Genomic DNA, 24,521 nt, shown 5'->3' on the forward strand with positions numbered 1-24,521 from the left:
GTGTGTGTGTGTGTGTGTGTGTTAGCAAATTATTTGGATTAACCAAATAATAAGCGTTAAAAGATGCAGAGAAATCAAAGTTTCTTTGCATCGGCGTTACACCTTTTATATATATGCGATATGTCACACTGTTTTGTTTCACGGCGACAAAGGTAAGACAAAATTTCGAAACAGGCAAGGAATATTCAAATATTTATTTGTAAATTTGCACGCAAAATAGAAACAAAACGATAGCTATAATGGAACTTGCAAGTAAGTATGACCCACAAGCCGTGGAGTCGAAATGGTATGAATACTGGCTCAACAATAAACTCTTCAGTAGTAAACCCGATGGCCGCGAACCTTATACGGTGGTCATTCCGCCGCCAAACGTAACGGGTGTGCTACACATGGGCCACATGCTGAACAATACGATTCAGGATATTCTCGTTCGCCGCGCCCGTATGGAAGGCAAAAATACCTGCTGGGTGCCGGGAACCGACCATGCAAGTATCGCCACAGAGGCTAAAGTGGTGGGCAAGTTGGCCGAACAAGGCATCAAAAAGACCGACCTCGGCCGCGATGAGTTCCTGAAACACGCTTGGGACTGGACGCACGAACACGGTGGCATCATATTGAAGCAACTCCGCAGGCTGGGTTGTTCATGTGATTGGGACCGCACTGCGTTCACCATGGACGAGATACGGAGCAAAGGTGTCATCAAAGTGTTCTGTGATCTCTATGAGAAAGGACTCATCTATCGCGGTGTGCGTATGGTAAACTGGGACCCTCAGGCACAGACGGCACTCTCTGATGAAGAAGTGGTTTATAAAGAAGAGCATTCTAAGCTCTATTATCTGAAGTATCGTGTTGTGGAAACCGACTGCAAGCAAGTGGAAGAAGGCAACATCATGCACAAGGACGACAAAGGATTTTATGCAGTCGTGGCAACCACACGTCCGGAAACCATCATGGGCGACACGGCCATGTGCATCAATCCCGAAGATGTGAAGAACACATGGCTCAAAGGTAAGCATGTCATCGTGCCACTTGTAGGCCGCGAAATTCCTGTCATTGAAGACGACTACGTGGATATACAGTTTGGTACAGGCTGTCTGAAAGTGACACCGGCACACGATATCAACGACCATGCCCTCGGTCTGAAGCACAGTTTACAGACCATTGACATCTTCAATGATAACGGCACCATCAGTGAGGCTGCCGGAATATATGTCGGACAGGACCGTATGACGGTGCGCAAGCAGATTGCCAAGGACTTGGAGACAGCCGGATTGATGGAGAGGACGGAAGACTATGACAATAAGGTGGGCTTCTCTGAGCGTACCAACGTACCTATTGAGCCGAAACTCTCTACACAATGGTTCCTCAGAATGCAGCATTTCGCTGATATAGCACTCGACCCTGTGATGACTGACGAGATTGAATTCTATCCTAAGAAATATAAGAACACTTATCGTCATTGGTTAGAGAATATCAAGGATTGGTGCATCTCGCGACAGTTGTGGTGGGGACATCGTATCCCGGCCTATTACTTCACGGTTGATGGTAAGCGTGACTTTGTTGTAGCCGAAACCATGGAGCAGGCTTTAGTCAAGGCTAAGGAGAAAGATGCCAAGCTGACCGCTAAAGACTTAGAGCAGGAAAGCGACTGTCTCGACACGTGGTTCTCTTCGTGGCTGTGGCCTATCTCCGTGTTCGATGGCGTAAACCATCCGAATAACGATGAAATCAATTACTATTATCCGACGTCCGACCTCGTGACGGGACCTGATATTATCTTCTTTTGGGTAGCTCGCATGATTATGGCTGGCTACGAGTACCGTAAGACCTATCCGTTCAAGCATGTCTATTTCACGGGGATTGTTCGCGACAAGTTAGGCCGTAAGATGAGCAAAAGCCTTGGAAACTCTCCCGACCCGCTCATGCTCATTGATAAATATGGTGCTGATGGCGTGCGTATGGGAATGATGCTCAGTGCACCGGCAGGCAATGATATTCTCTTTGATGAAACGCTTTGTGAACAAGGTCGTAACTTCAATAACAAGATTTGGAATGCCTTCCGGTTAGTGAAGGGCTGGCAGGCTGCCGAGATCGAACAACCTACATGCAATAAGCTGGCTGTAGAATGGTTCAATGGCAAACTCAAGGAAACAAATGAAGATTTGCAGGAGCAGTTCAAGCAGTATCGCATATCAGAAGCACTGATGACGGTTTATAAACTGTTCTGGGACGAATTCTCAAGCTGGTACTTGGAAATGGTCAAACCGGCCTACGTCAACGGTGAAGCACAGCCTATCGACCGGAAGACCTATGACGCAACGATTGGCTTCTTCGACAATCTGCTCAAAATGCTGCACCCCTTCATGCCATTCATTACCGAGGAACTGTGGCAACACATCACAGAACGCAAAGCAGGCGAGAGCATCATGAAGGCAACGTTGCAGCTTGACGCCCCAACGGCAGAAGAGTTACGGTGCATCGAAGCAGTGGAAACCGTCAAGCAGATTGTCGGTGGCGTGCGCATGATACGTAATCAAAAGAACATTGCGCCCAAAGAGCAGCTTTCCCTTTTGGCTATTGGCGAAAACAAAATGGCAGCTTACAACAGCATCATCATGAAGATGGCCAACCTCAAAGCCTTTGATGTTGCGACAGATAAGGGCAGCGATGTCAGCAGCTTCATGGTCGGCACCGACGAATATGCTGTGCCGGTGGGCGACCTCATCGACGTAGCTTCCGAAATAGCAAAAGCAGAGAAAGAACTGCAACACTTGGAAGGCTTCCTTGCAGGTATTCGCAAGAAACTCGGCAACGAGAACTTCGTAGCACATGCCCCCGAGGCCGTCATTGCCCGCGAACGTAAGAAAGAGAGTGACTCCGTTGAGAAGATTGCCGCCTTGAAGCAAACCATCGGAGAGTTGAAGAAGAAAAAGATATGACAATGAACGAACATTCAATAAAATGGAAACGAGCTATGGAGTGCATCGCTTGTGCTTTTGCATTCATGTTCACGCTCGCTTCATGTCATGACGACCCGCCCGTTCCCATCGACACCTATGAACCAACCACGCAGACGCTGTTCGTTTATATGCCATGGACTGGTTCGGCGGCTTCCTCAAGCGGTGCCTTAACCGAATACTTCGACAAGAACATTGACAGCATGCGCCGGGCCATTAACGTGGGGAAAGGTGTAAAAGGTACGGATATTATCGTGTTCAAAGCCAACAATCAAAGTCAAAGTGTCATCTTCCGCATGAAGTATAACACGACACGGCAACGCTGCGAGTTCGACACCCTGAAGGCAAATGCAGGATACGTTTCCGTCTCTGAGGCCAATCTCGAGAGCCTGCTGAACCTTATCACTTCCTACAGCAACACCGGCAAGTACCGTTTGCTCATCGGCAGCCATGGAAGCGGCTGGACACTGAAAGGAAGCGATGCCACAATGCCGCGAGATGTCAGCCGGTCTTTTGGTGGGTCGGGGCAGCAATATCAATATGACATCAGCGAACTGAAAGAAGCGATAGCCCGTTCGGCCATGAAGAAAGTGGAATATATCTGTTTCGACGATTGCTACATGGCCAACGTAGAGACAGCCTATGCATTAAAAGACGTGACGGATTACCTTATTGCCTCGACGAGCGAAGTCATGGCAGACGGAATGCCTTATCAATTGGTCTTTGGCCACATGACAGGGCAGACTGATTACCGGAAATGGCTTGATGGTTTCTATCAGTATTACATGAAGACCAGTTATCCCTACGGAGCTTTTTCGGCCATTCGCTGCGGGAAATACATTGAGAACATGGCTGCTGCGATGCGGGCTATCAATCAAACCTACACGTTCAACACGGCGAAGCTGAATGCCGTGCAATATCTCGACGGCTACGACAACCATGTATTCTTCGACTTAGGCGCTTATGTCGAACAGCTCGGCGTCCTCCCCCCATTGCTTAAGGGCTTCAATGACGCCCTACAGGAACTGGTAGTCCACAAGGTTTCCACACCTTATATATATACCATCTTCAGCAATGCGTATAGGCCGGGAGACACGAAGTATCCGCACAACACGTTCAAGGTAGACAAATTCTGCGGCGTCACCATCAGCGACCCCACGCGAAACGCTACGGTGTTTGATGCCAAACAGCAGACGGCTTGGTGGAAAGCCACCCATTAAGCCCATGTTTCAGGCACACCGCGCAGCATGCTTCTGCACCCTGCGAACACGTCCTTTTACACCCAGCTGCTGGGTAGCGTTGTACCCAGCGAATATATCCTCCCCTACCCAGCTGCTGGGTAGGAGCCAACCCAGCTGCTGGGTACGACGACACCCAACCGCTGGGTAGAATGCAACCTGTTCGCTGGGTTGAAAAATGCCTGTAAAAGGGGGATGGAAAGAGAGGATTTTAATGGTCTTTGGTTCTATATTAAGAAAGGATTAGACGCAAAGGCTTTCCACATAGCAGGCGGCCATTTCGGCACAACGCTCACCATCGATGCCTGCGGAAACGATGCCACCGGCATAGCCCGCACCCTCGCCACAGGGGAACAGCCCCTGAAGGCGAACATGTTGAAGGGTCTCTCGGTCTCTGATGATTCGCACGGGACTCGACGTCCTCGACTCGGTTGCTATCATCACAGCCTCGTTTGTCAGGAAACCATGTGCCTGCTTTCCAAAAGTTTTAAAACCTTCCTGCAAACGTTGGCTCACAAAGTCGGGCAACCAGAAGTGAAGCGGACTACTGATGAGTCCCGGTGCATAGGAACTCTTGGGAAGATCGTAGCTCAAGCGGCTGTTCACGAAGTCGGCCATTCGCTGTGCAGGGGCCGTCTGCTTCATATTCCCCTGCTGCCAACACGTTTTCTCCAGCTGCTCTTGGAAGCGCATCACGCTCAAGGCATCTTCCTGCCCGCCCGTCATCTTCACGCAGTCCTCGGGATGCACCTCAACGACCATGCCGCTGTTGCTCCATGCTGTGCCGCGGTTGCTCGGACTCATACCGTTGACCACGATTTGCGCTTTGCCGGTGGCAGCGGGAATAACAAAGCCACCCGGACACATGCAGAAACTGTACACGCCACGGCCGTTCACCTGCGTAACGAAAGCATATTCTGCGGCCGGGAGATATGCTCCGCGGCCGTTCTTGTTGTGATATTGTATCTGGTCAATCAACGCACTGGGGTGTTCCAACCGCACACCTACGGCAATACCCTTGGCTTCGATTTCAATCTGCGCTTCGTTCAAATAGCGGTAGACGTCGCGTGCACTGTGCCCCGTGGCCAATATCACCGGACCACGAAACTCCGACACCTTGTTTGTTTCCAAATCAACCGCTTCGACGCCTTTAACCTCATTGCCTTGGATAAGCAGACGGGTCATCTTTGTCAGGAAGTGCACCTCGCCGCCACACCGGAGAATCGTGTTGCGCATGTTCTCGATGACGCGCGGAAGCTTGTCGGTGCCGATATGCGGGTGGGCATCGGCCAAGATCGAAGTTGATGCACCGTGTTGGCAGAAGACATTCAGGATTTTATCAACGTTTCCCCGCTTCTTGCTCCGGGTGTATAATTTGCCATCACTGTAAGCACCTGCACCGCCCTCGCCAAAGCTGTAGTTGCTGCCTTCGTCCACCTTCTGCATCTTGGCAATCAATGCCAAGTCTTTCTTGCGCTCGCGTACGTTCTTCCCTCGCTCAAGCACAATCGGGCGCAACCCTTTTTCTATCAGCTTGAGGGCAGCAAAAAGGCCGGCCGGCCCCTCCCCCACGACGACGACCGGCCTTCCGTTTTCCACATGAGGGTATTCCGTGCTGACATATTGCTCGTCCTGCGGGAACTCATTGATGTACGCCCGCACTTTCAGATTGACGAATATCTGTCGCTGTCGGGCATCAATACTCTTTCTCAACACCCTTATCTGGTTGATTGTCCGAACGTCAAGGCTCTTGTCCTTGGCAATATAAAGCTTTATGTTTTCTTCCGTATAAGCTACTTGAGGCACCACACGGATTTGGTATTCCTGTATCATGTTGCAAAGTTACCCAAAAATGATGATAAGGAGAAAAATATCTATGGTTTTGTTGGTAAGAATGATAAAACTTTGTATTTTTGCACCTAAATTCGTTTAAACCGTAAGTACGACGACATTATTTCATTATTGTTTGCTACTTTTTGTATGGTCGGCAAAGAAGCGTGATTCGTGTTATAAGTATTTTGGTCCAACGGATTCAATAGCGAAAAGCCACTGTTGTCAAGTGGTCGCACAAACATAAAAACCAAATAAATGAAAGTATTGAAATTCGGCGGAACGTCTGTTGGTTCCGTAAAAAGCATTCTCAGCTTAAAGAAGATTGTAGAGAAAGAGGCAAAGAACGAGACTGTTATCGTTGTTGTCAGTGCCCTCGGAGGCATCACCGACAAACTCATCGCCACATCTCATTTAGCACTCAAACATGATGATAATTGGAAGGTCGAATTCAACGCAATGGTCGACCGTCATCACAAGATGATAGATACCATTATCACCGACACTAAGAAACGCGAAGATTTATTCAACACGGTTGATGCGCTTTTCGAACAACTGAAGAGTATTTATTTCGGTGTTTATCTTATTCATGATTTAAGCGAGAAGACCGAAAATGCCATTGTCAGCTATGGCGAACAACTTTCAAGCGTCATCGTGGCTGCTCTTATCAAAGGAGCGAAATGGTTTGATAGCCGTGATTTCATCAAGACAGAGCGAAAGCACAATAAAAACACATTAGACGGCGAGCTGACAAGCAAACTCGTAAAAAAGACATTCAACGACCTTCCTCATATATCACTCGTACCGGGCTTCATCAGCAGGGATAGGGATACAGATGAGACGACGAACCTCGGACGTGGCGGAAGTGATTATACGGCTGCCATCATCGCAGCAGCACTCAATGCAGACGTACTTGAGATATGGACAGATGTAGATGGTTTTATGACGGCAGACCCACGGGTCATCAAGACCGCCTATACCATTAATGAGCTGAGTTATATTGAGGCGATGGAGCTTTGCAATTTCGGAGCAAAGGTTATCTATCCTCCAACCATATACCCGGTGTGCGTGAAGAATATCCCTATCAAGGTTAAAAACACCTTTAATCCGGATAGCCCCGGAACCATCATCAAGAACAAGATAGAAGATGACCAGAAACCAATTAAGGGTATCAGCTCTATCAACGGTACTGCACTCATCACGGTGACCGGCCTGTCGATGGTCGGTGTTATTGGTGTGAATCGTCGTATCTTTACAGCTCTTGCAGCTGAAGGTATCAGTGTTTTCATGGTTTCGCAAGCCTCTTCAGAGAACTCAACGAGTATCGGTGTCAGAGAGGAAGATGCCAATGAAGCTGTCAACGTATTGAACGAAGAGTTCTCTGCCGAGATAGCAGACGGCGCCATGTTCCCAATGCACACAGAAAAAGGATTGTCCACCGTAGCCATTGTGGGTGAGAACATGAAGCATACGGCTGGTATAGCAGGGAAACTCTTTGGAACCTTGGGGCGGAGTGGTGTCAGTATCATTGCTTGTGCGCAAGGGGCCAGCGAAACAAACATATCCTTTGTTGTCAAGAGCGAACTGCTGCGTAAGTCGCTTAATGTGCTTCATGATTCCTTCTTCCTTTCAGAATACAAAGTGCTTAATCTCTTTGTTTGTGGCGTTGGAACTGTGGGGGGAAAACTAATTGAGCAAATTCGCAACCAATATGAAGAATTAAAGGAACGCAACCAACTTAAACTAAACGTTGTCGGGATTGCAAGTTCAAAGAATGCCATCTTCAATCGTGACGGGCTCGACTTGACAAACTATCATGACACACTGAAAACGTCTGAACCGAGCACACCTGAGAAACTGCGCGATAAGATTATCGAAATGAATATCTTCAACAGTGTCTTTGTAGACTGCACGGCAAGCAAAGACATTGCGGCTCTTTATCAAAGCCTTCTTGAAAACAATATCAGTGTGATAACGGCCAATAAGATTGCTGCAAGCGGAGAATATGACAAATATGCGAAGCTCAAGAAGACCGCTCTTCGCCGCGGTGTGAAATTCAGATTCGAGACCAACGTCGGCGCAGGTCTTCCGATTATAGGCACGATCAACGACCTTCGGAATTCAGGTGACAAGATTCTGAAAATAGAAGCCGTATTGAGCGGAACTCTCAATTTCATCTTCAACGAAATAAGTTCGGACGTTCCATTCTCCGAAGCTGTGCGCCGTGCAAAAGAACAAGGATACAGCGAACCCGACCCACGCATCGACCTAAGCGGAACCGATGTTGTCCGCAAATTGGTTATCCTTGCCCGTGAGGCCGGCTATCGGGTAGAACAAACCGATGTCGAGAAGCACCTCTTTGTTCCTCACACCTATTTTGAAGGAAGCGTAGAAGACTTTTGGAAACATCTGCCTGAACTGGATGCCGATTTTGAAAGTAAACGGAAAGTGTTGGAGAAAGATGAGAAACGATGGCGCTTTGTAGCGACCCTCGATGGAGACAATACCTCGGTGGAACTCAAGTCCATTGACCGCAACCACCCTTTCTATAATCTTGAGGGAAGCAACAACATCGTATTGCTCACGACCGAACGCTACAAGGAATACCCCATGCAAATACAAGGCTATGGTGCCGGAGCAAGTGTAACGGCAGCAGGAGTCTTTGCCAATATCATGTCTATTGCAAACATTTAATCGACTATGAAGCATATCATTATCTTAGGTGATGGCATGGCAGACCATGCTGTAGAACGACTGGGTGGAAAGACACTCCTGCAATATGCCGACACCCCCTATATGAATCTTTTGGCCAAACAGGGAAAGAACGGCCGACTGAATACCATTCCCGACGGATTTCTCCCCGGTTCGGAAGTAGCCAACACGGCCATTCTCGGTTATGATCTCAACAAGGTCTATGAAGGGCGCGGCCCTTTAGAGGCGGCTTCCATCGGATATGAGATGCAACCCGACGACATGGCTATCCGATGCAATATCGTCGAACTTAGCAATGGTCTCATCAAAAATCATCACGGAGGTCATCTGACCACCGAAGAAGGCGATGTACTTATTAAGTATTTGGACAAAGAGTTGGGAAACGATCGGGTGAAGTTCATCACTGGCATACAATACCGCCATCTGCTCGTTATAAAGGGAGGCAACAAGCACATCGTATGTGCTCCCCCCCATGACCATCCTAATGAAGCATGGGAACCGCTGCTCGTGAGACCCGAAGAAGGATATACAGAGACCGACGACAGACGAATGAGTCCGCAAGCCACAGCCGATCTCATCAACACCTTGATCCGAAAGAGTCAAGTGCTGTTGGCCGACCATCCTTTCAACCAAGGAAGGGCTGAAAAGGCAAACAGTATCTGGCCTTGGAGTGGAGGCTATCGGCCTTCCATGAAGACGCTGATGCAGCTTTATCCCGATATCAAAAGTGGAAGTGTTATCTCGGCTGTTGACCTGATACGCGGCATTGGCCATTACGCCGGACTCGAAGTCATAAAGGTGAAAGGAGCCACGGGCTTGGCAGACACCAACTATGAGGGAAAGGCCGAAGCAGCCCTCAATGCACTGCGCAAACAAGACTTCGTTTTCCTGCATATCGAAGCAAGCGACGAGGCTGGACATGACGGTGATTTAGACCTAAAGTTAGAAACCATACGCTATCTTGACACACGCATTGTAAAGCCCATCTACGAAACGGTGAGCCAATGGGACGAGCCTGTTTGCATTGCCTTGCTTCCCGACCATCCCACGCCCGTAGAACGACGCATCCACGTCAAGGAGCCAGTGCCGTTCTCAATATGGCATCGTGGTATCCAGCCCGATGAAGTAAAGACCTACGACGAGGTGAGCTGTGTAAATGGTGAATACGGTCTGCTTTCACTCAACCAATTTATGGAAACTTTCATGAACATCAAATGAGCCAATGAACTATTACAGCACAAACCACAAAGCCCCGACGGCAACGCTCGAAGAAGCTGTCATCAAAGGGCTTGCCCCTGACCGCGGGCTCTATATGCCGGAAGAAATCAAGCTCCTGCCGGCATCTTTCTTCAATCATATCGATACGCTCAGCTTTCAAGAGATTGCCTTTGAAGTGGCAACGTGCTTCTTTGGCAACGATATTGAAGCAGCCGACTTAAAGAATATTGTCTGCGACACGCTGTCTTTTGATATTCCCATCGTCAACATCGAGAATAACATCTATTCATTAGAACTCTTCCACGGTCCTACGCTTGCCTTCAAAGACGTAGGTGCACGCTTTATGGCTCGACTGCTCAGGCATTTCATTCGAAAAGAGAGCCGTGGGCAAGTTAACGTGCTTGTGGCGACAAGCGGCGACACCGGCTCAGCCGTGGCAAACGGTTTTCTCGGCGTCGACGGCATTCATGTCTACGTGCTCTATCCAAAAGGTAAAGTGAGCCCGATACAAGAAAGCCAGTTCACCACCTTGGGCCGGAACATTACAGCACTGGAAGTAGACGGTGTGTTTGATGACTGCCAAGCCTTAGTCAAGCAGGCTTTCATGGACGAGGAACTCAACCGCCAAATGCGCCTCACTTCGGCCAACAGCATCAATGTGGCGCGTTTCCTGCCACAGGCCTTTTATTACTTTTATGCCTATGCCCAACTCAAAAGACAAGGAAGGGCAGGCAACGTTGTCGTATGCGTTCCTAGCGGTAACTTCGGTAACCTTTGCGCTGGTCTTTTTGCTCACAGAATGGGACTTCCTGTCAAGCGGTTCATCGCGGCCAACAATGCCAATGATGTCTTTTATCAATATCTCAAAACCGGAACATACACACCGCAATCAAGCAAACAAACCTTGGCCAACGCTATGGACGTAGGTGCCCCTTCGAACTTTGCCCGCATTGCAGCCCTCTTCAACGGTAATCATGGGGCCATCAAGGCCGTCATCGGCGGAGCGACTTATTCCGACGCCATGATTCGCGAGAGCATGAAAGGTTGCTACACTGCCACGGGCTATATCCTCGACCCTCACGGTGCTTGCGGTTATCGCGCACTGAAGGAGCAACTGCAACCCGGAGAGACAGGTATCTTTCTCGAAACGGCTCACCCTGCCAAGTTCAAAGAGACGGTTGACGACGCACTGCACATCAATCTGCCTATCCCCGACAGGCTGGTAGCTTTCATGCAGAACGAAAAACAAAGCGTTCCGATGCGCAACGACTTCCATGTATTCAAGCAGTTTTTGTTGAGCAGATAGCGCGCGGCAGGCGCATTTCGACAAAACTTGAAATGCAATGAAAATAATTCACAATATAAGTGCCATAAAATTGTCTGCGCACACTTTAAAAATTCTCTTATAAGAGAAATTAAATTGTCTGCGCAGACAATTTTAAAAGAGTGAACACCTAATCTTTACGCTAAAAGCACCTTGATTATCAATAAGTTATAGAGACTAAATTTTCTATTTTTCAGAATATGAAAAGAGAAATATTACGTTAAAATAATTTTACAATATTCCCATAAAAAGCCTACCATTCCGATGAAAATTCCTCACCGTGACAAGCCAAAGATTTCTTTTAACGGGATATTATTCTATATATGGCACTCCCTATTATAAATCCCATAATTGCTGTAAAAATAAAATTAAAAGAAGTCGGTTCCGGATGGTATCCTGTATTAGATGATATTTCAAAAAATAAGTTCTCTAATTTTGTTAATTCATTTTTACCAATATCATGCTCACATTTATTGCCTATAATAATAGGAGTTATTATAGTGTAGTTTACAACAAATAAAGCCAATGTAGAAGTCATTAGAGACACTAAAAAACAAATACCTTTTTCATACACATGTCTCTAAATCAAAAAGGATTATTTAATTTCACGATATCCATTTTCCCATCTTTTTGTGTCGGAATAGTATGTCTTATTATAATCTATCGACATCATAAACGAAACAGTATAACTCGTATCATTTCTTATATCATAATAAAATGCATTTGAGTTCTCTTCTTCTATAATACCTATCTCGTTTAACTCTTTCGGTAAACGATGATTTTGCTTTCTGAAAAATTCTATTCTTCCTATGATAATCTCTCCTCTTTGCGTTAAGTCTTTTTCCCTTTTATCTTTTATAAAGAAGAATAAAAGCACACTTAGTATGATAACACCAACTATTATATGTATCTTTTTTACTTCCATCTACCTTTCTCCAAATCTATTAAATCTATTGTTACGCTTATTGCATGGTGTATAAACCATCTACTATAAACATCATGTTATTTCTTTTTCTGAACACTCATCCTCCAATCCTCTATTGTGATTATAGAATCTGTCATTGTATCATAGAAAAAGACACTACCATTTTTCGGTGAAACATAAAAATTATAAATCGGTTCAAATCGATATGAAGTGGAAAAGCCCACTTGAATCCAAAAATAGGGAGTAGTCTTATCAGGGGATTGCATCTGTACAATTGCTTTTCTTCCTTTCGTCTTGCGATGGTGTTCTAATTCTACCACTTCTTTTAATTTGCCAACTACATTCATAGCCTCATCTACTCCCAAACTATCTACTGCGATAGAAACAGAACTACACTCCCTTTTATAGTGTGTGTGTTTCCCATGGCAAGCAAATAATATACAAAATACACCTATAGAAACGAATATGAACTTTTTCATTATACTGAGTACATTTGAATGTCAACGCTTTAAGGCTAAGGCTATTTTCTTTGGAATGCCGCAAAACAGCACGGCAAGATTTTCTTTGCGCGACAAAGCAAAGAAGCTAAGATAATGTTTTAGTTTCAAACTTATTGTCTCTACATAGTAGGCAAGACCCGATCGAACCCCGTTCTTACGACCATACATGCCGAAGTTCCCACGTCTAAAAACCACTTTCATGATGCTCGCCGTATAAGAACGCGCCCGCCTGGTAAGTTTGAAAGGATATTCGGCGGCAGGCAGGCCTAGAACGTCTACACAAATCGCCCCGAACGCATTGAAACCATCAAGATGATCCAGTTTTTTGAGCCAATCGGCCAAACGTGCTTTCTCTTCGGGGCGGGCAAACACTTCGCGATATCTGTGCAACAGTACGGCCATATCGCAAATCTGCCGCAGTCCGATACCGAGTTCCATGAAATGATGATAGAGATGAAGAAAAGTGAAAATCAGATTCTCGACGGGAGGCAACGTCGGTACAGCGGTCTGCCCAACCGTAATCGTGTAGGGTGCGCTCTTTCTTATCATTTCGTCAAAATGATGTTGCACCGATGAAGATGCAAATTTAAGCAGGCGGAAATGTAATTCAAAGGGAATACCTTTGTATTCGAATGTCACATGTTGCTCATTATCGCCCTCCTCGCCCTCATGAAAAGTGACGTTCCATGCCTGTCGGATTACTGTTCGGGCCCTGTCGAAATGCTCACTGTCGCAATAAAAGTCGATGTCACCCGGTTGTCTCGAAAGCGGTTGAGGGTAGAATTGGGCCAATAATTGACCTTTCACCACGAGGAATTTAATGGAGTTAGCCTGCAACAGCGCGCAAAGTTCCTCCAAAGCGCGATTTACCTTGAGATTACTGTTCCGGATTTCCTGCTGCGAGACAAAGGTCTGTATTGCGTCTGGTTTGGGAAGACGAACCTGATAATGTTCGTCCGTCAATGCTTGCGCCAATAGTCCAACGACAGTTTGCCGCTTAGCTTGCATCATCACCCCATGAAAATCCGTTGCAGACATCACCCCATCCTCCGGGAGATTGCCCCAAAGGGAGGCACGAAGCATTTTCAAAAGGATTTGTTCGTTTGTCATGGCATCGGCCAAATAGTAATACTTATTCCCGATGACCGTCGGCAGTGGGAACATCTAATGAAGAAAATACGGAGTTCTTCGATATGAATTCGGGAACAATCTCCTTCATCTGCCTAACAATCTCCATTTCATCATAGGTTTTGCTCTCTTCAATCAACGCGTCTATAGCCTGACTAACCTTGGCAAAATCATACTCTTTAACCTTTGCAATCCTTATCTTTTCATGGAAACTGGGCAAAGTGTTCTCCGTGTTGCTCAGCACTTCTTCGTAAAGTTTCTCACCCGGGCGCAAACCGGTATAAACAATCTTCACATCCTTCGCACCACTCAGCTGTATCATGCGATGCGCCAAATCCGCAATCTTTACGGGCTCTCCCATGTCGAACACAAATATTTCACCGCCTTTCCCATGCGTTCCAGCCTCAAGAACCAGTTTACACGCCTCAGGAATCAGCATGAAGAAGCGGATTATCTTCGGATCGGTCACCGTAACGGGTCCACCAGCCTTTATTTGTTTCTCAAATAACGGTATCACAGAACCGGTCGAACCCAATACGTTGCCGAAGCGAGTCGTGACAAACTGCGTAGGAATCTCTCCCTTACTGCCGTTTGCCTCATATTCCTTCACAAGCTTTGCATTCAAAGCTTGCGTATAGATTTCACAAATGCGCTTGGAACATCCCATCACATTCGTAGGATTGACGGCTTTATCCGTGCTAATCATCACAAACTTCTTTACACCGTACTTCACACTCAAGTCTGCAACGACCTTTGTACCGTAAATGTTGTTCTGAATGCTTTCACTCGGATTCTCTTCCATCATCGGAACATGCTTATAAGCTGCCGCATGAAAAACATAATCAGGTCGGAATTCACTGAAAAGTCGTTCCATTCGTGCCTGATTAGAAATACTCATCAAGACGACATTGCATCTCACGTTTGGGAACTTATTTTTCATTAACAGCTTCATATCATGTTGTGGGGTCTCCGCTTGGTCGATGAGCATCATGGCTTCGGGGGCAAACGTCGCTATCTGTCGTACCATCTCACTACCAATACTGCCTGCAGAACCTGTAATCAGAATTTTCTTGCCCTTGAGCATGGCTCCCACAGACTCCAAATCTACGTTGATTTCATTACGCGGCAACAGGTCGTTGATGCTGACAGACTGTAGGTCGTTGACGTTCATTCCTTTTTTCCACTCCTTGGTTTCGGGCAACATCATAATTTTCACCCCGGAATCAATCAACAAATCCTGTAAAAAGGAATCCTTTCTGAAGCGTTGGTTCTGCAACGGAGAGACCAATACCGTCGAAATACCTTCCTTTACAATCACATCACGCAAACTCTCATCGCCTCTATAGACACGTTCTCCCATAAGCAAATGAGACTTGTAGGCCTTATCATGACTTATGAAACCTTTCAACAAGAAGCGTGAAGGCTTCTCGCTACGAATGTTCTTGGCCAAAGCCACACCTCCGTCTCTGATACCATATATCAAGGTCTTTGCCGCACCCTCATTGGCAAACGAAGCATCATAAACCGACTTGATGACAATCCGTGCTGCCCACATGACTAATGTAGCCAGCAGATACATACCAACAAGTTGGCGCCCCCTGAACGGAACGAACACGCCAAAGCTATAGACAGCATAGTGCAACACCTCGGCTATGAGCAGCGAGAATGCCATGGCATAGCCCACACGGCGCAAATCTATGAAACTGGAATAGCGAATAATACCTGAATAAGTGTGGAAAATTTTGAAACCGATAAGATTGAAACAGATATAGAACAATATTGTCTTGCTCAATATCAAGATGTTACCAGTCGTGACGGCACTACGATAGAAAAGCCAATAGACAAGGATTCCTGACAGATAACAAATCAGGATGTCCATAAATAATATGGCCCAATAAGGCAACGACTTCTTATTAAAATACCAATTACCCAACTTTTGAAAAAACGTCATACGAATTCTTTGTTTAGCTTATTAATAAACAGCTTCCTTTATCGTGCAGATTACTTTGGCAACATCGTCGTCTGTGACCATTGGCCCGCTTGGCAGACAAAGCCCACAATGGAACAATTCCTCGCTCACACCATTGACATAGGCCGATGCATCGTGATAGACAGGTTGCTTATGCATTGGTTTCCACAATGGTCTACTCTCTATGCCAGCCTTATCCAAATAGATGCGCATGGCTTCCACATTATTGTTCGGTTCACAATCCGTATGAACGGTCGAAGCCTGATGCACTACGCCCGCAGCACCGCCTACGGCACCCTTCACAACTGCCTTATATACATCTTCCTGCCCTTTCACTTTCAAATCAGATGCAAGCGTTATCGTGTTTAACCAGAAGTTGCTTTCCGTGCGAGAATCGGGATTATCATGAAATTCGATGCCGTCAAAATCCTTAAAAGCTTCGCGATAAAGCTGGGCAATGTGTCGGTGATGGCTGATATGAGCGTCAAGCACTGTCATCTGTCCGCGGCCAATTCCTGCACAAATATTACTCATACGGTAGTTATAACCTACTTCCGTGTGCTGGTAATACGGATAGGATTCGCGTGCCTGCGTTGCAAAATACATCACGCGATTGTAGCTTTCTCCGTCAGGACATATCAAAGCACCGCCGCCAGAAGTCGTAATCATCTTATTACCATTGAAACTCAGCACACCATAACGGCCAAATGTACCGACAACCCTGCCGTCATAGCGCGAACCAAAGCCCTCGGCTGCATCTTCAATGACGGGGATGTCATAACGATTGGCTATGGCCATGATCTCATCTATCCTTGCCGGCATGCCATAAAGGTAGACGGGAATGATTGCTTTGGGTTTATGTCCGGTCTTTGCAATCCTGTCCTTGATGGCTTCTTCCAGCAATTCAGGAGACATATTCCACGTGTCGCGTTCTGAATCAACAAACACGGGCTTAGCTCCCAAATAAGTGACTGGGTGAGAAGAGGCACAAAACGTAAACGACTGCACGATTACCTCGTCACCGGCCTTGACACCGCAAGCCACCAAAGCTAAATGTACGGCAGCTGTTCCTGAAGACAAGGCGACAACATGCTTTTGCTGACCCACAAACGCTTCCAAATCTTTCTCAAAACCCGTCACATTTGGTCCAAGAGGAACAACCCAATTCGTATCAAAAGCCTCTTGAACATACTTCATTTCCGCCCCACTCATGTGGGCCAAGCACAATAAAATCCGTTTTTCTGCCATGTCTTTTTATATCTTTATCAAAACAAATACACCATAATCTGTAAGTCGTCACACTGCGAACTTAGGACACCTCGGTTTGAAGACCAACAAAGATGAAACTTCAAAAGGAGGAACCAGCAAAGGCGAAACACCCCTCACACCACCGAAAACCAAGCGCAACGCCACTAACCAAAGTCGCATTAATTCTGCACCAACCATTTCCGCAATAGAATCATATTGGGAAATCGCAGCCATTTTTTCAAATATCCTAAACACCATGAGAACAAAAACTCACATATAATTATACAAAGGTAGACTATTTTAATGAGAAATACAAATTTATGAATATTTTTCTTAAAACAAAATATAACAAGCTGAAAATCAAACGCATGTGTCCAGCAATGTAATCTCAGCCATTTTACGAGCTCATATCAGCCATTTCGTACGGTAATATGGCCCATTTTGCATGCTAATATGGCTGATATTAGGTCGCAATCTGGCTGATATCACCGAACGTTCTCGATTGATAAGCGAAACAGCCTTGAGAACCTATCCATTTAAAAACAGCAGACGGGCTAAAAGAATGGCCCAGACATATCGGCAACTAATGACAGCCACCTCCTTATCTGCCTGCATTTACCCGCGAAACGAACGTCTTGAGCAGGACGATATCTTTCACTGCCGGAGCCACTTCGAACCGTTTATTGACGTTAATGCCGACACATTTCAAATGATTGAACATGCGCAGGCTGTCCACATCATCGGGACCGATATCTCCGCCCAGCAAGAAAGGGGTCTCGCCATGATAAGCCTGCAAAAGAGACCCGCCAAATTGGCTCTCTTTATCTTTAGTTTTCTCGCATCGCATGTCAAACAACAATAAGTCAGCATGCTCTTCATAGGCCTTACATTGCTCAAAATCAGTGACAGAAGAGACCTTAATACGCTTGATTATCTTAATTCCCGCACGGATATCGGGGTCAACTGTCCGCCGAAGATTGTCTATCATCAGCGGACTCTCCTCTCCTTGCAACTGCACATAATCAAGTTCGTAGTTATAAATGCGCGTAATGATGTTCTGCGGCATGTCATCTGCAAAGACTCCCACGCGCTTTATACGACGGAACTCTGGTTGCCCGGCAGCCTTTCCGGCCTGCTTCCGATAACGGTCCATGCTATAGTCAGGAATGATTCCGGCCAAACTGGATATCATTTGCACATAGCGTGGAGAGTCAGGACGGAAGTCAAAGCCCATCATATCAATGTCCAAGGCTTCCAGCTGGCGTATGTTTTCAGCGTCACGCATACCGCATACTTTAATCAGAAAAGGCTTTTTCGCTTTCATGTTTCGTCGTGTTTCAGTTGACTTCTATCGTTTTCATTCCTTGGTACGCACGGAAATACTGTCACCCAAGACCGTGATTGCCTGCATATTACTGATAGGCAGCAATGACAAACCGCTGTTCTTTTTCATTATTAACTGCGTCTCTTCCTCAAAGGGGAAACTATTAAAATGCACAACGGGATAGAAATCAACGATGCCAAGACCTGTGAAATCAACGAAATTCGACGTGTTTGAGAGATGATCGTCCATATCTTTGGCATATTCGATATTGGGAGAGAAAATCATTGCGCCTGCAGATTCCCCGATGCAAGGCTTGCCTTTCTCTACTTGTTCAACTATAAGTTTATCGGTTCCCGTCCTCCTTAGCTCTTGCATTAGGAAGAAAGTGTTTCCTCCGGAGATATAGATGCAATCGCAATTTTGCAAGACTTGAGCCACTTTTTCCATATCACAACGCGTTATCTCTAAGTCTTCCACCATCATTTCAAGGGCTTTGAGTGCCTCTCTCCCATCTTCCACATACTGACGGTATTCCTCATGAATGCTTGCAGTAGGAATAAAAGCAACCGTCTTCCCCCTTAACGAAACCATGAAATCAGGTAAAAGAGATGCAACATCCGAAAAAGAGGAACACAAAAAAAGTTTCTTCATTACTGTATCTTGTTTTAGAAAATCGACTTGTCCCCGCTTATTCCCCATGACACAAACTGTATGAGTGAGTGAAAAAGCGAATGCCATAAACAGATAAATCCGTAGTTTACACTTCATGTCGACCCTATATTGAAAGGACAAAGATAGGGCTTTTTTTATAAACCGAGGCAAACCACGTCGCAAAATAGACAGAAAACATATACAATATAAAGAAACATGCAACGTTTATAAGGTAAAAACAACCATAAACAGAATGCCTATGAAGTATTTTACACCTAAAGAAGTACGCCCATCTGAAAAGACTTTGAAGATGATTCGGCAAATAGCTTACACCTATCGGGCTATAAAAATGAATGGAAAAAACGAGGCGTTGTGTCTGAATTAATCTCTAAAACAGCGACAGATGAAAACAATAATATCGCCATCGTTGTTGGCTGCCGACTTTCTGAACTTGAAAGACGAAATCGAAATGATTAACAACAGCGAGGCGGATTGGTTGCATTTAGACGTTATGGACGGCGTTTTCGTTCCTAACATCTCGTTTGGCTTCCCCATACTCGAAGCGGTCAGCAAGGTTTGTACGAAGCCTTTAGACGCGCATTTCATGATTGTTCACCCCGAACGCTATATTGAACAGACGGCCCGATTGGGTACCATGATGATGAATGTACATTATGAAGCCTGCACACACCTGCACCGAACGATCCAAGAAATCCATGCTGCGGGCATGAAAGCGGGCGTAACGTTGAATCCCGCAACGCCCGTTTGTGTGCTCGAAGACATCATTCGTGATGTAGATATGGTGCTGTTGATGAGTGTGAATCCCGGATTTGGCGGGCAGAAATTCATTGAGAACACCATTCGGAAAGTAGAACGGTTACGCAAAATGATCAGTGAAGCCGAGACACATACGCTCATTGAGGTAGACGGAGGCGTGCAGGCAGAGACCGCACCACGATTGGTGAAGGCCGGAGTGGACGTTTTGGTCAGCGGTAGCTATGTATTCAAGAGCACCGACCCCTGCTCTACCATTCAAGCATTAAAGAAACTTTAAGTCAGCTGCAAGGTGATATGATGCTCTTTTGCCATTCTGCGAAGGTTCAGAATGGCATAACGCATACGTCCAAGGCTTGTATTGATACTTACATTGGTCATATCGGCAATCTCTTTGAACGAAAGTTGCTGATAGAAACGCATATATACAACCTCGCGTTGAGAAGCCGGCAACAAATTCATCATCTTTCTGACATCTCTGAGCACTTGGGTATTGACATACTTGCTTTCGATATCAAGTGATAGAAGACTCTCTTCGCCGATGTTTGACAAATCATTATCAGAAGAAGTATCAATGATCTTTTGTACCTTCTGACTGCGATAAAGGTCCATAATGATATTATGGGCTATGCGCACAAGCCATGCACCAAACTTACCACTCGGTGAATATCTTCCTTGTTGCAGTCGCGTTATTACTTTAACAAAAGTCTCTTGAAAGACATCGTCAGCAACCTCGCGATTACGAACCACGAAAAGAATATAAGAAAACAACTTGGATTGATTACGCGATAACAGTTCGTCAAACGCCCGATTATTACCGTTGGCATAGCTCATGGCCAACGCTTCATCAGTCATTACACTCAAATCTTCCATTCTTTATAAAATATTTAATTCGAAGTAAAACTGTTTCTATAGGCGTTCTTTATTATTATGGTGAATATTTTCTTTAATTATAGATAACATGAACAAGCATGATAAAGTCGATTCTCAACTTGCTGCATGCAGTCTATCCTACTGCAAAGATAAGAGTAAATTCTCTTACAACCAAATTTTTTGGACAAAAAAGAGGTTGGAGCAGGAAGCTTCCAACCTCGAGAGTGATTTAGAAAAGCTCTAAATCATCAAAAAATATGTGACAAATATATACCTTATAAATGAAAAAAGCAAATTTCTTTAAGGAAAAATCATTTTTTTAACATTTCACACACAACATATCGACTCTATTCGGCTATCAGTCGCAATGAGAATTCCATACGGAAATGAGACTATTACACTGTAGAAGAAAGTGTTTATAAAGCTATCGAAACATCTGTTATTCATAAAGAAACAATATAAATCCAGAAGGAAGAAAACTAACAAAAGGAAAATCGATAGAAGATTTTGTGTCGTTTGCAATAAATATTTTCAATTAAAATTGCAAACTATCAAATATTTTATTACTTTTGCCCCTGTGAAACTATACTAATCTAACAAATCAGAAATTTATGTCTATTAATTTAAATCGATTTCGAATTGTGCTTATTGGCTTTCTATTACTACTTGTAGGAGACCTTTCTGCACAGACAATCAAAGGAACCGTCAAAGATAGTTCCGGAGAACCTGTCATCGGAGCTACGGTGATGGAACAAGGAATGCAAGGTAACGGAGTTGTCACCGACCTTGATGGGAACTTTACGTTAAACCTTAAAGGAAACGGCAAAAAGATAACGGTATCATACATCGGTATGAAGACGCAGACCATTGATGCCGCAGGTAAGAGCATGCTTCATGTAACTCTTGAAGATGCCGCCACCAGTTTGAACGACGTTATTGTCATTGGCTATGGTTCGGTAAAGCGTAAAGACATCACAGGTTCTGTTGCAACAGTCAGCAATGAGGCCCTTGCCGCTGTTCCCGTAGCATCGGCTTCCGAGGCACTGACAGGTAAGTTGGCCGGTGTGCAAGTCAGCACTTCCGAAGGTTCTCCCGATGCCACAGTGAGAATCCGCGTACGAGGTGGTGGTTCCATCACGCAGAGTAATGACCCGTTATTCATTGTAGACGGTTTTCCAGTTGATGACATCAGCAATATTCCGGCTACAGACATTGATGACATTACGGTTTTGAAAGATGCTTCTTCAACGGCTATCTATGGTAGCCGCGGTGCGAACGGTGTAATTCTTGTTACAACAAAAAGCGGTAAGGTAGGTAAAGTGAATGTAAGCTACAACACATATTATAGCTGGAAGAAAATCGCAAAGAAGATGAATGTGCTTTCTCCGGGTGACTATGCCAAGTGGCAATATGAACTTGCACTGCTGAAAAATAATAACGATCCTAATAAAATAAGTTCCTATACTGACTATTTCGGCAACTATCAGGACCTGGACTTATATAATAATGTGAAAGGTAACGATTGGCAGGATATGACATACGGCCGTACAGGTCATACCTACAACCACAACTTGAGCGTTACAGGTGGAACGGATAATGTCAAGTATTCTTTCAGCTATGCACACATCTATGACAAAGCTATCATGGTTGGATCAAGTTTCAAACGCGACAACTTCAGCCTGAAACTAAACACAAAACCTTCAAAGACAACGACATTCGACCTGCAGGCCCGCTTTAGCGATACTGATGTGCGAGGTGGAGGGGCAAATGATTCCAAGGGAGTCTACAACACTGATAAGCGTTTGAAAGATGCCGTCATCTATCCGGTAATTCCTTTAAAAGGACTCGACGAAGCCAACACATCATTTGATGATAGCGACATGAACATCTATGACCCGATTACCTCTGCTGCCGACAATGACAGAAAGAAGCAAAACAAGAACCTGAATATTGCTGGTGCGTTTGGTTGGGAAGTATACAAGAACCTTACATTGAAAACCGAATTTGGTTATGATTATTATACGATGTATGACCAACGCTTCTTTGGATTGACTTCTTATCAAGCCAGAAATTATGCAGACCAAGCTTTTGCCAACCATCCGTTGATTAGCCTCGACAATGACGTCCGTGAAACTTTTCGTAACACGAATACAATCAACTATGATTTCAAGAATATCATAAAAAACAAGAATCATAGTTTGAATATGTTGCTGGGACATGAATATCTCATCACGAAAGAGCATGACAACCTCAATCAGGTTGTGGGCTTCCCAACTTCTTATGATGCAGATACTGCATGGAGACTGTCATCACAAGGAACTGCCTCGGGTACAAGTGATTTCTACAATCCCGATGATAAGTTGCTTTCTTTCTTCACTCGTGCGAACTACTCGTATAAAGATAAATATCTTGCCAGTTTCACATTCCGTGCTGATGCATCGTCTAAATTCTCGAAAAATAACCGATGGGGCTATTTCCCCTCCGCAGCTTTGGCTTGGCGTGTCACAAGCGAGAAGTTTATGGAAGGTACAAAGAACTGGATAGATGATTTGAAATTACGTTTCAGTTTGGGTACTGCCGGTAACAATAATATTCTATCCGGACAGCTCATTCAAGAGTATATGCCCTATGATGCAACTTCATCTCAACGTACATGGGTAAATGGGTTCTCAAATCCATTGAGACCATCCAGCTATATGGCTAACCCTAATTTGAAATGGGAAACTACAATTACACGTAACATCGGTGTAGACTGGACGCTTCTCCGCGGTAAACTGAACGGAAGTTTTGAATTCTATAAGAATACGACAAAAGACTTGTTAATAGCTTTCCCTGTTTCAGGTACAGGTTATGAGGCGCAATACCGCAACTTGGGTAAGACACAGAACCAAGGTTTTGAAGCAACATTTACATGGCATGTTATAGACAAAAAGAACTGGGGCATTGATCTAAGTGGAAATATCAACTTCAACAAGAGTAAAATCAAACAACTTGGAATCAACAACTTCTATCAAGAGACGCATTGGGCATCAAGTGAGATTGATCCCGAATACATCGTTGCTGTCGGAGGTCATGTTGGAGAAATTGTTGGCTACCAGAATGCTGGTCGATATGAGGTTTCTGACTTCACCGGCTATAATGCTGCAACAGATACGTGGACACTGAAAGATGGGGTTGACGATGCGACGGCCGTAATAGGAAAGGTTCGTCCAGGATCTTTAAAGCTCAAAGATCAAGACGGCGATCATAAAATCACAGCCAACGATAAAACCAAAATCGGTGATGTAGCTCCCGACTGTTATGGTGGCTTCAATATCAATGCTCGTGCTTACGGATTTGATTTAGGCGCTCAGTTCAATTATTCAATCGGCAATCAGGAATACAATGCTAATAAGATTGAATACACCACAACCGGTAAATACATCTATCGTAACATGATTGATGCAATGGCAGACGGTAAGCGGTGGACCAACCTCGACCCAAAAACAGGTCTCTTGAGCAATGACCCTGTACGCCTTGCCCAACTCAACGAAAATACTACCATGTGGTCTCCTTATATGGGCAAGATGGTGTTGACGGACTGGGCTATCGAAGATGCCTCTTTCCTTCGTCTCAGCACTTTAACCTTGGGCTACACGCTTCCAAAGGAATTGACACGCCGTGTCGGTATTAATAGTCTTCGACTTTATTGCACTGGATATAACCTCTTCACCTTAACTGGCTATTCGGGTTTCGATCCCGAGTCGGACACCGTCAAGAAGACTGCACTGACACCTGGCGTTGACTATTCGGCATATCCGAAGAGTCGTTCATTTGTTATTGGTTTGAACCTAAACTTCTAAATTGAATA

17 protein-coding genes are annotated in these 24,521 nt (G+C 45.2%); 8 read left to right on the top strand and 9 right to left on the bottom strand.

Annotated features, from left to right (window positions below; all coding sequences use genetic code 11):
* Positions 1-239 precede the first annotated feature (239 nt).
* Both HMPREF9944_RS10855 and HMPREF9944_RS10860 read left to right on the top strand, forming a co-directional pair.
* Positions 240-2,939 carry a valine--tRNA ligase gene (locus HMPREF9944_RS10855; protein ID WP_008566336.1) on the top strand — a complete coding sequence of 900 codons (2,700 nt, stop codon included), beginning with the start codon at positions 240-242 and terminating at the stop codon, positions 2,937-2,939.
* 2 nt (positions 2,940-2,941) lie between these two features.
* Positions 2,942-4,177, top strand: a complete 1,236-nt coding sequence (locus HMPREF9944_RS10860) for a clostripain-related cysteine peptidase (RefSeq protein ID WP_244861156.1) — start codon at positions 2,942-2,944, stop codon at positions 4,175-4,177.
* A gap of 261 nt (positions 4,178-4,438) precedes the next feature.
* Here HMPREF9944_RS10860 and HMPREF9944_RS10865 read toward each other — a convergent pair whose 3' ends face one another.
* On the bottom strand, positions 4,439-6,028 hold the full coding sequence (locus HMPREF9944_RS10865) for an NAD(P)/FAD-dependent oxidoreductase (RefSeq protein ID WP_008566338.1): 1,590 nt from the start codon (positions 6,026-6,028) through the stop codon (positions 4,439-4,441).
* Between the two features lie 255 nt (positions 6,029-6,283).
* On the opposite strand from HMPREF9944_RS10865, the gene thrA reads away from it, so the two are divergent.
* From thrA to thrC, 3 genes are read left to right on the top strand one after another with little or no spacing between them, the layout of a single operon-like run.
* Positions 6,284-8,719 carry a bifunctional aspartate kinase/homoserine dehydrogenase I gene (gene thrA, locus HMPREF9944_RS10870; protein ID WP_008566339.1) on the top strand — a complete coding sequence of 812 codons (2,436 nt, stop codon included), beginning with the start codon at positions 6,284-6,286 and terminating at the stop codon, positions 8,717-8,719.
* 6 nt (positions 8,720-8,725) lie between these two features.
* A complete protein-coding gene (locus HMPREF9944_RS10875) occupies positions 8,726-9,955 on the top strand; it encodes a cofactor-independent phosphoglycerate mutase (protein ID WP_008566341.1) in 1,230 nt (409 codons plus the stop codon).
* Positions 9,956-9,959: 4 nt separating this feature from the next.
* On the top strand, positions 9,960-11,261 hold the full coding sequence (gene thrC / locus HMPREF9944_RS10880) for a threonine synthase (protein WP_008566342.1): 1,302 nt from the start codon (positions 9,960-9,962) through the stop codon (positions 11,259-11,261).
* A gap of 613 nt (positions 11,262-11,874) precedes the next feature.
* Here thrC and HMPREF9944_RS10885 read toward each other — a convergent pair.
* The 7 genes from HMPREF9944_RS10885 to HMPREF9944_RS10920 all read right to left on the bottom strand — a co-directional run bounded on the left by HMPREF9944_RS10885 (position 11,875) and on the right by HMPREF9944_RS10920 (position 19,024).
* Positions 11,875-12,204, bottom strand: a complete 330-nt coding sequence (locus HMPREF9944_RS10885) for a hypothetical protein (protein WP_008566344.1) — start codon at positions 12,202-12,204, stop codon at positions 11,875-11,877.
* A gap of 77 nt (positions 12,205-12,281) precedes the next feature.
* Positions 12,282-12,683 carry a hypothetical protein gene (locus HMPREF9944_RS10890; RefSeq protein ID WP_008566345.1) on the bottom strand — a complete coding sequence of 134 codons (402 nt, stop codon included), beginning with the start codon at positions 12,681-12,683 and terminating at the stop codon, positions 12,282-12,284.
* Between the two features lie 21 nt (positions 12,684-12,704).
* Positions 12,705-13,868, bottom strand: coding sequence for a nucleotidyltransferase domain-containing protein (locus tag HMPREF9944_RS10895; protein ID WP_008566347.1), 1,164 nt, complete (start codon positions 13,866-13,868; stop codon positions 12,705-12,707).
* Positions 13,837-15,783, bottom strand: a complete 1,947-nt coding sequence (locus HMPREF9944_RS10900) for a polysaccharide biosynthesis protein (RefSeq protein WP_008566348.1) — start codon at positions 15,781-15,783, stop codon at positions 13,837-13,839. Before HMPREF9944_RS10900 ends, HMPREF9944_RS10895 begins: the two co-directional genes overlap by 32 nt.
* A 21-nt stretch (positions 15,784-15,804) precedes the next feature.
* A complete protein-coding gene (locus HMPREF9944_RS10905; protein ID WP_008566349.1) occupies positions 15,805-17,049 on the bottom strand; it encodes a DegT/DnrJ/EryC1/StrS family aminotransferase in 1,245 nt (414 codons plus the stop codon).
* A gap of 601 nt (positions 17,050-17,650) precedes the next feature.
* Entirely contained in the window at positions 17,651-18,373 is a 723-nt protein-coding gene (locus tag HMPREF9944_RS10915; protein WP_008566350.1) for a phosphoribosylanthranilate isomerase, read from the bottom strand.
* Between the two features lie 33 nt (positions 18,374-18,406).
* Complete coding sequence (locus tag HMPREF9944_RS10920; protein ID WP_008566351.1) at positions 18,407-19,024, bottom strand: Type 1 glutamine amidotransferase-like domain-containing protein; 618 nt, start codon at positions 19,022-19,024, stop codon at positions 18,407-18,409.
* 259 nt (positions 19,025-19,283) lie between these two features.
* Here HMPREF9944_RS10920 and HMPREF9944_RS13445 point away from each other — a divergent pair, with 259 nt between their 5' ends.
* Both HMPREF9944_RS13445 and rpe read left to right on the top strand, forming a co-directional pair.
* The gene (locus tag HMPREF9944_RS13445; protein WP_280513088.1) at positions 19,284-19,409 is read left to right on the top strand and encodes a hypothetical protein; all 126 of its coding nucleotides are present in this window, start codon (positions 19,284-19,286) and stop codon (positions 19,407-19,409) included.
* Positions 19,410-19,427: 18 nt separating this feature from the next.
* The gene (rpe, locus tag HMPREF9944_RS10925) at positions 19,428-20,078 is read left to right on the top strand and encodes a ribulose-phosphate 3-epimerase (RefSeq protein ID WP_044113680.1); all 651 of its coding nucleotides are present in this window, start codon (positions 19,428-19,430) and stop codon (positions 20,076-20,078) included.
* Here rpe and HMPREF9944_RS10930 read toward each other — a convergent pair.
* On the bottom strand, positions 20,075-20,671 hold the full coding sequence (locus HMPREF9944_RS10930) for a sigma-70 family RNA polymerase sigma factor (protein ID WP_008566357.1): 597 nt from the start codon (positions 20,669-20,671) through the stop codon (positions 20,075-20,077). The two genes, rpe and HMPREF9944_RS10930, sit on opposite strands and share 4 nt — an antisense overlap.
* A gap of 611 nt (positions 20,672-21,282) precedes the next feature.
* Between HMPREF9944_RS10930 and HMPREF9944_RS10935 the strand changes: the two genes are divergently transcribed.
* Positions 21,283-24,513 (top strand): SusC/RagA family TonB-linked outer membrane protein, encoded by a 3,231-nt coding sequence (locus HMPREF9944_RS10935; protein WP_008566358.1) that lies wholly within the window; start codon positions 21,283-21,285, stop codon positions 24,511-24,513.
* Positions 24,514-24,521 lie beyond the last annotated feature (8 nt).

Origin of the sequence: Segatella maculosa OT 289 (assembly GCF_000243015.1) — a bacterium.
In the GTDB taxonomy this organism is placed as follows: Bacteria; Bacteroidota; Bacteroidia; order Bacteroidales; family Bacteroidaceae; genus Prevotella; species Prevotella maculosa.

Bases quoted from the DNA above. Each gene is read 5' to 3' on its own strand.
- HMPREF9944_RS10855 (WP_008566336.1), top strand. From the start codon at position 240: ATGGAACTTGCAAGTAAGTATGACCCACAAGCCGTGGAGTCGAAATGG.
- HMPREF9944_RS10860 (WP_244861156.1), top strand. From the start codon at position 2,942: ATGAACGAACATTCAATAAAATGGAAACGAGCTATGGAGTGCATCGCT.
- HMPREF9944_RS10865 (WP_008566338.1), bottom strand. From the start codon at position 6,028: ATGATACAGGAATACCAAATCCGTGTGGTGCCTCAAGTAGCTTATACG.
- thrA (WP_008566339.1), top strand. From the start codon at position 6,284: ATGAAAGTATTGAAATTCGGCGGAACGTCTGTTGGTTCCGTAAAAAGC.
- HMPREF9944_RS10875 (WP_008566341.1), top strand. From the start codon at position 8,726: ATGAAGCATATCATTATCTTAGGTGATGGCATGGCAGACCATGCTGTA.
- thrC (WP_008566342.1), top strand. From the start codon at position 9,960: ATGAACTATTACAGCACAAACCACAAAGCCCCGACGGCAACGCTCGAA.
- HMPREF9944_RS10885 (WP_008566344.1), bottom strand. From the start codon at position 12,204: ATGGAAGTAAAAAAGATACATATAATAGTTGGTGTTATCATACTAAGT.
- HMPREF9944_RS10890 (WP_008566345.1), bottom strand. From the start codon at position 12,683: ATGAAAAAGTTCATATTCGTTTCTATAGGTGTATTTTGTATATTATTT.
- HMPREF9944_RS10895 (WP_008566347.1), bottom strand. From the start codon at position 13,868: ATGTTCCCACTGCCGACGGTCATCGGGAATAAGTATTACTATTTGGCC.
- HMPREF9944_RS10900 (WP_008566348.1), bottom strand. From the start codon at position 15,783: ATGACGTTTTTTCAAAAGTTGGGTAATTGGTATTTTAATAAGAAGTCG.
- HMPREF9944_RS10905 (WP_008566349.1), bottom strand. From the start codon at position 17,049: ATGGCAGAAAAACGGATTTTATTGTGCTTGGCCCACATGAGTGGGGCG.
- HMPREF9944_RS10915 (WP_008566350.1), bottom strand. From the start codon at position 18,373: ATGAAAGCGAAAAAGCCTTTTCTGATTAAAGTATGCGGTATGCGTGAC.
- HMPREF9944_RS10920 (WP_008566351.1), bottom strand. From the start codon at position 19,024: ATGAAGAAACTTTTTTTGTGTTCCTCTTTTTCGGATGTTGCATCTCTT.
- HMPREF9944_RS13445 (WP_280513088.1), top strand. From the start codon at position 19,284: ATGAAGTATTTTACACCTAAAGAAGTACGCCCATCTGAAAAGACTTTG.
- rpe (WP_044113680.1), top strand. From the start codon at position 19,428: ATGAAAACAATAATATCGCCATCGTTGTTGGCTGCCGACTTTCTGAAC.
- HMPREF9944_RS10930 (WP_008566357.1), bottom strand. From the start codon at position 20,671: ATGGAAGATTTGAGTGTAATGACTGATGAAGCGTTGGCCATGAGCTAT.
- HMPREF9944_RS10935 (WP_008566358.1), top strand. From the start codon at position 21,283: ATGTCTATTAATTTAAATCGATTTCGAATTGTGCTTATTGGCTTTCTA.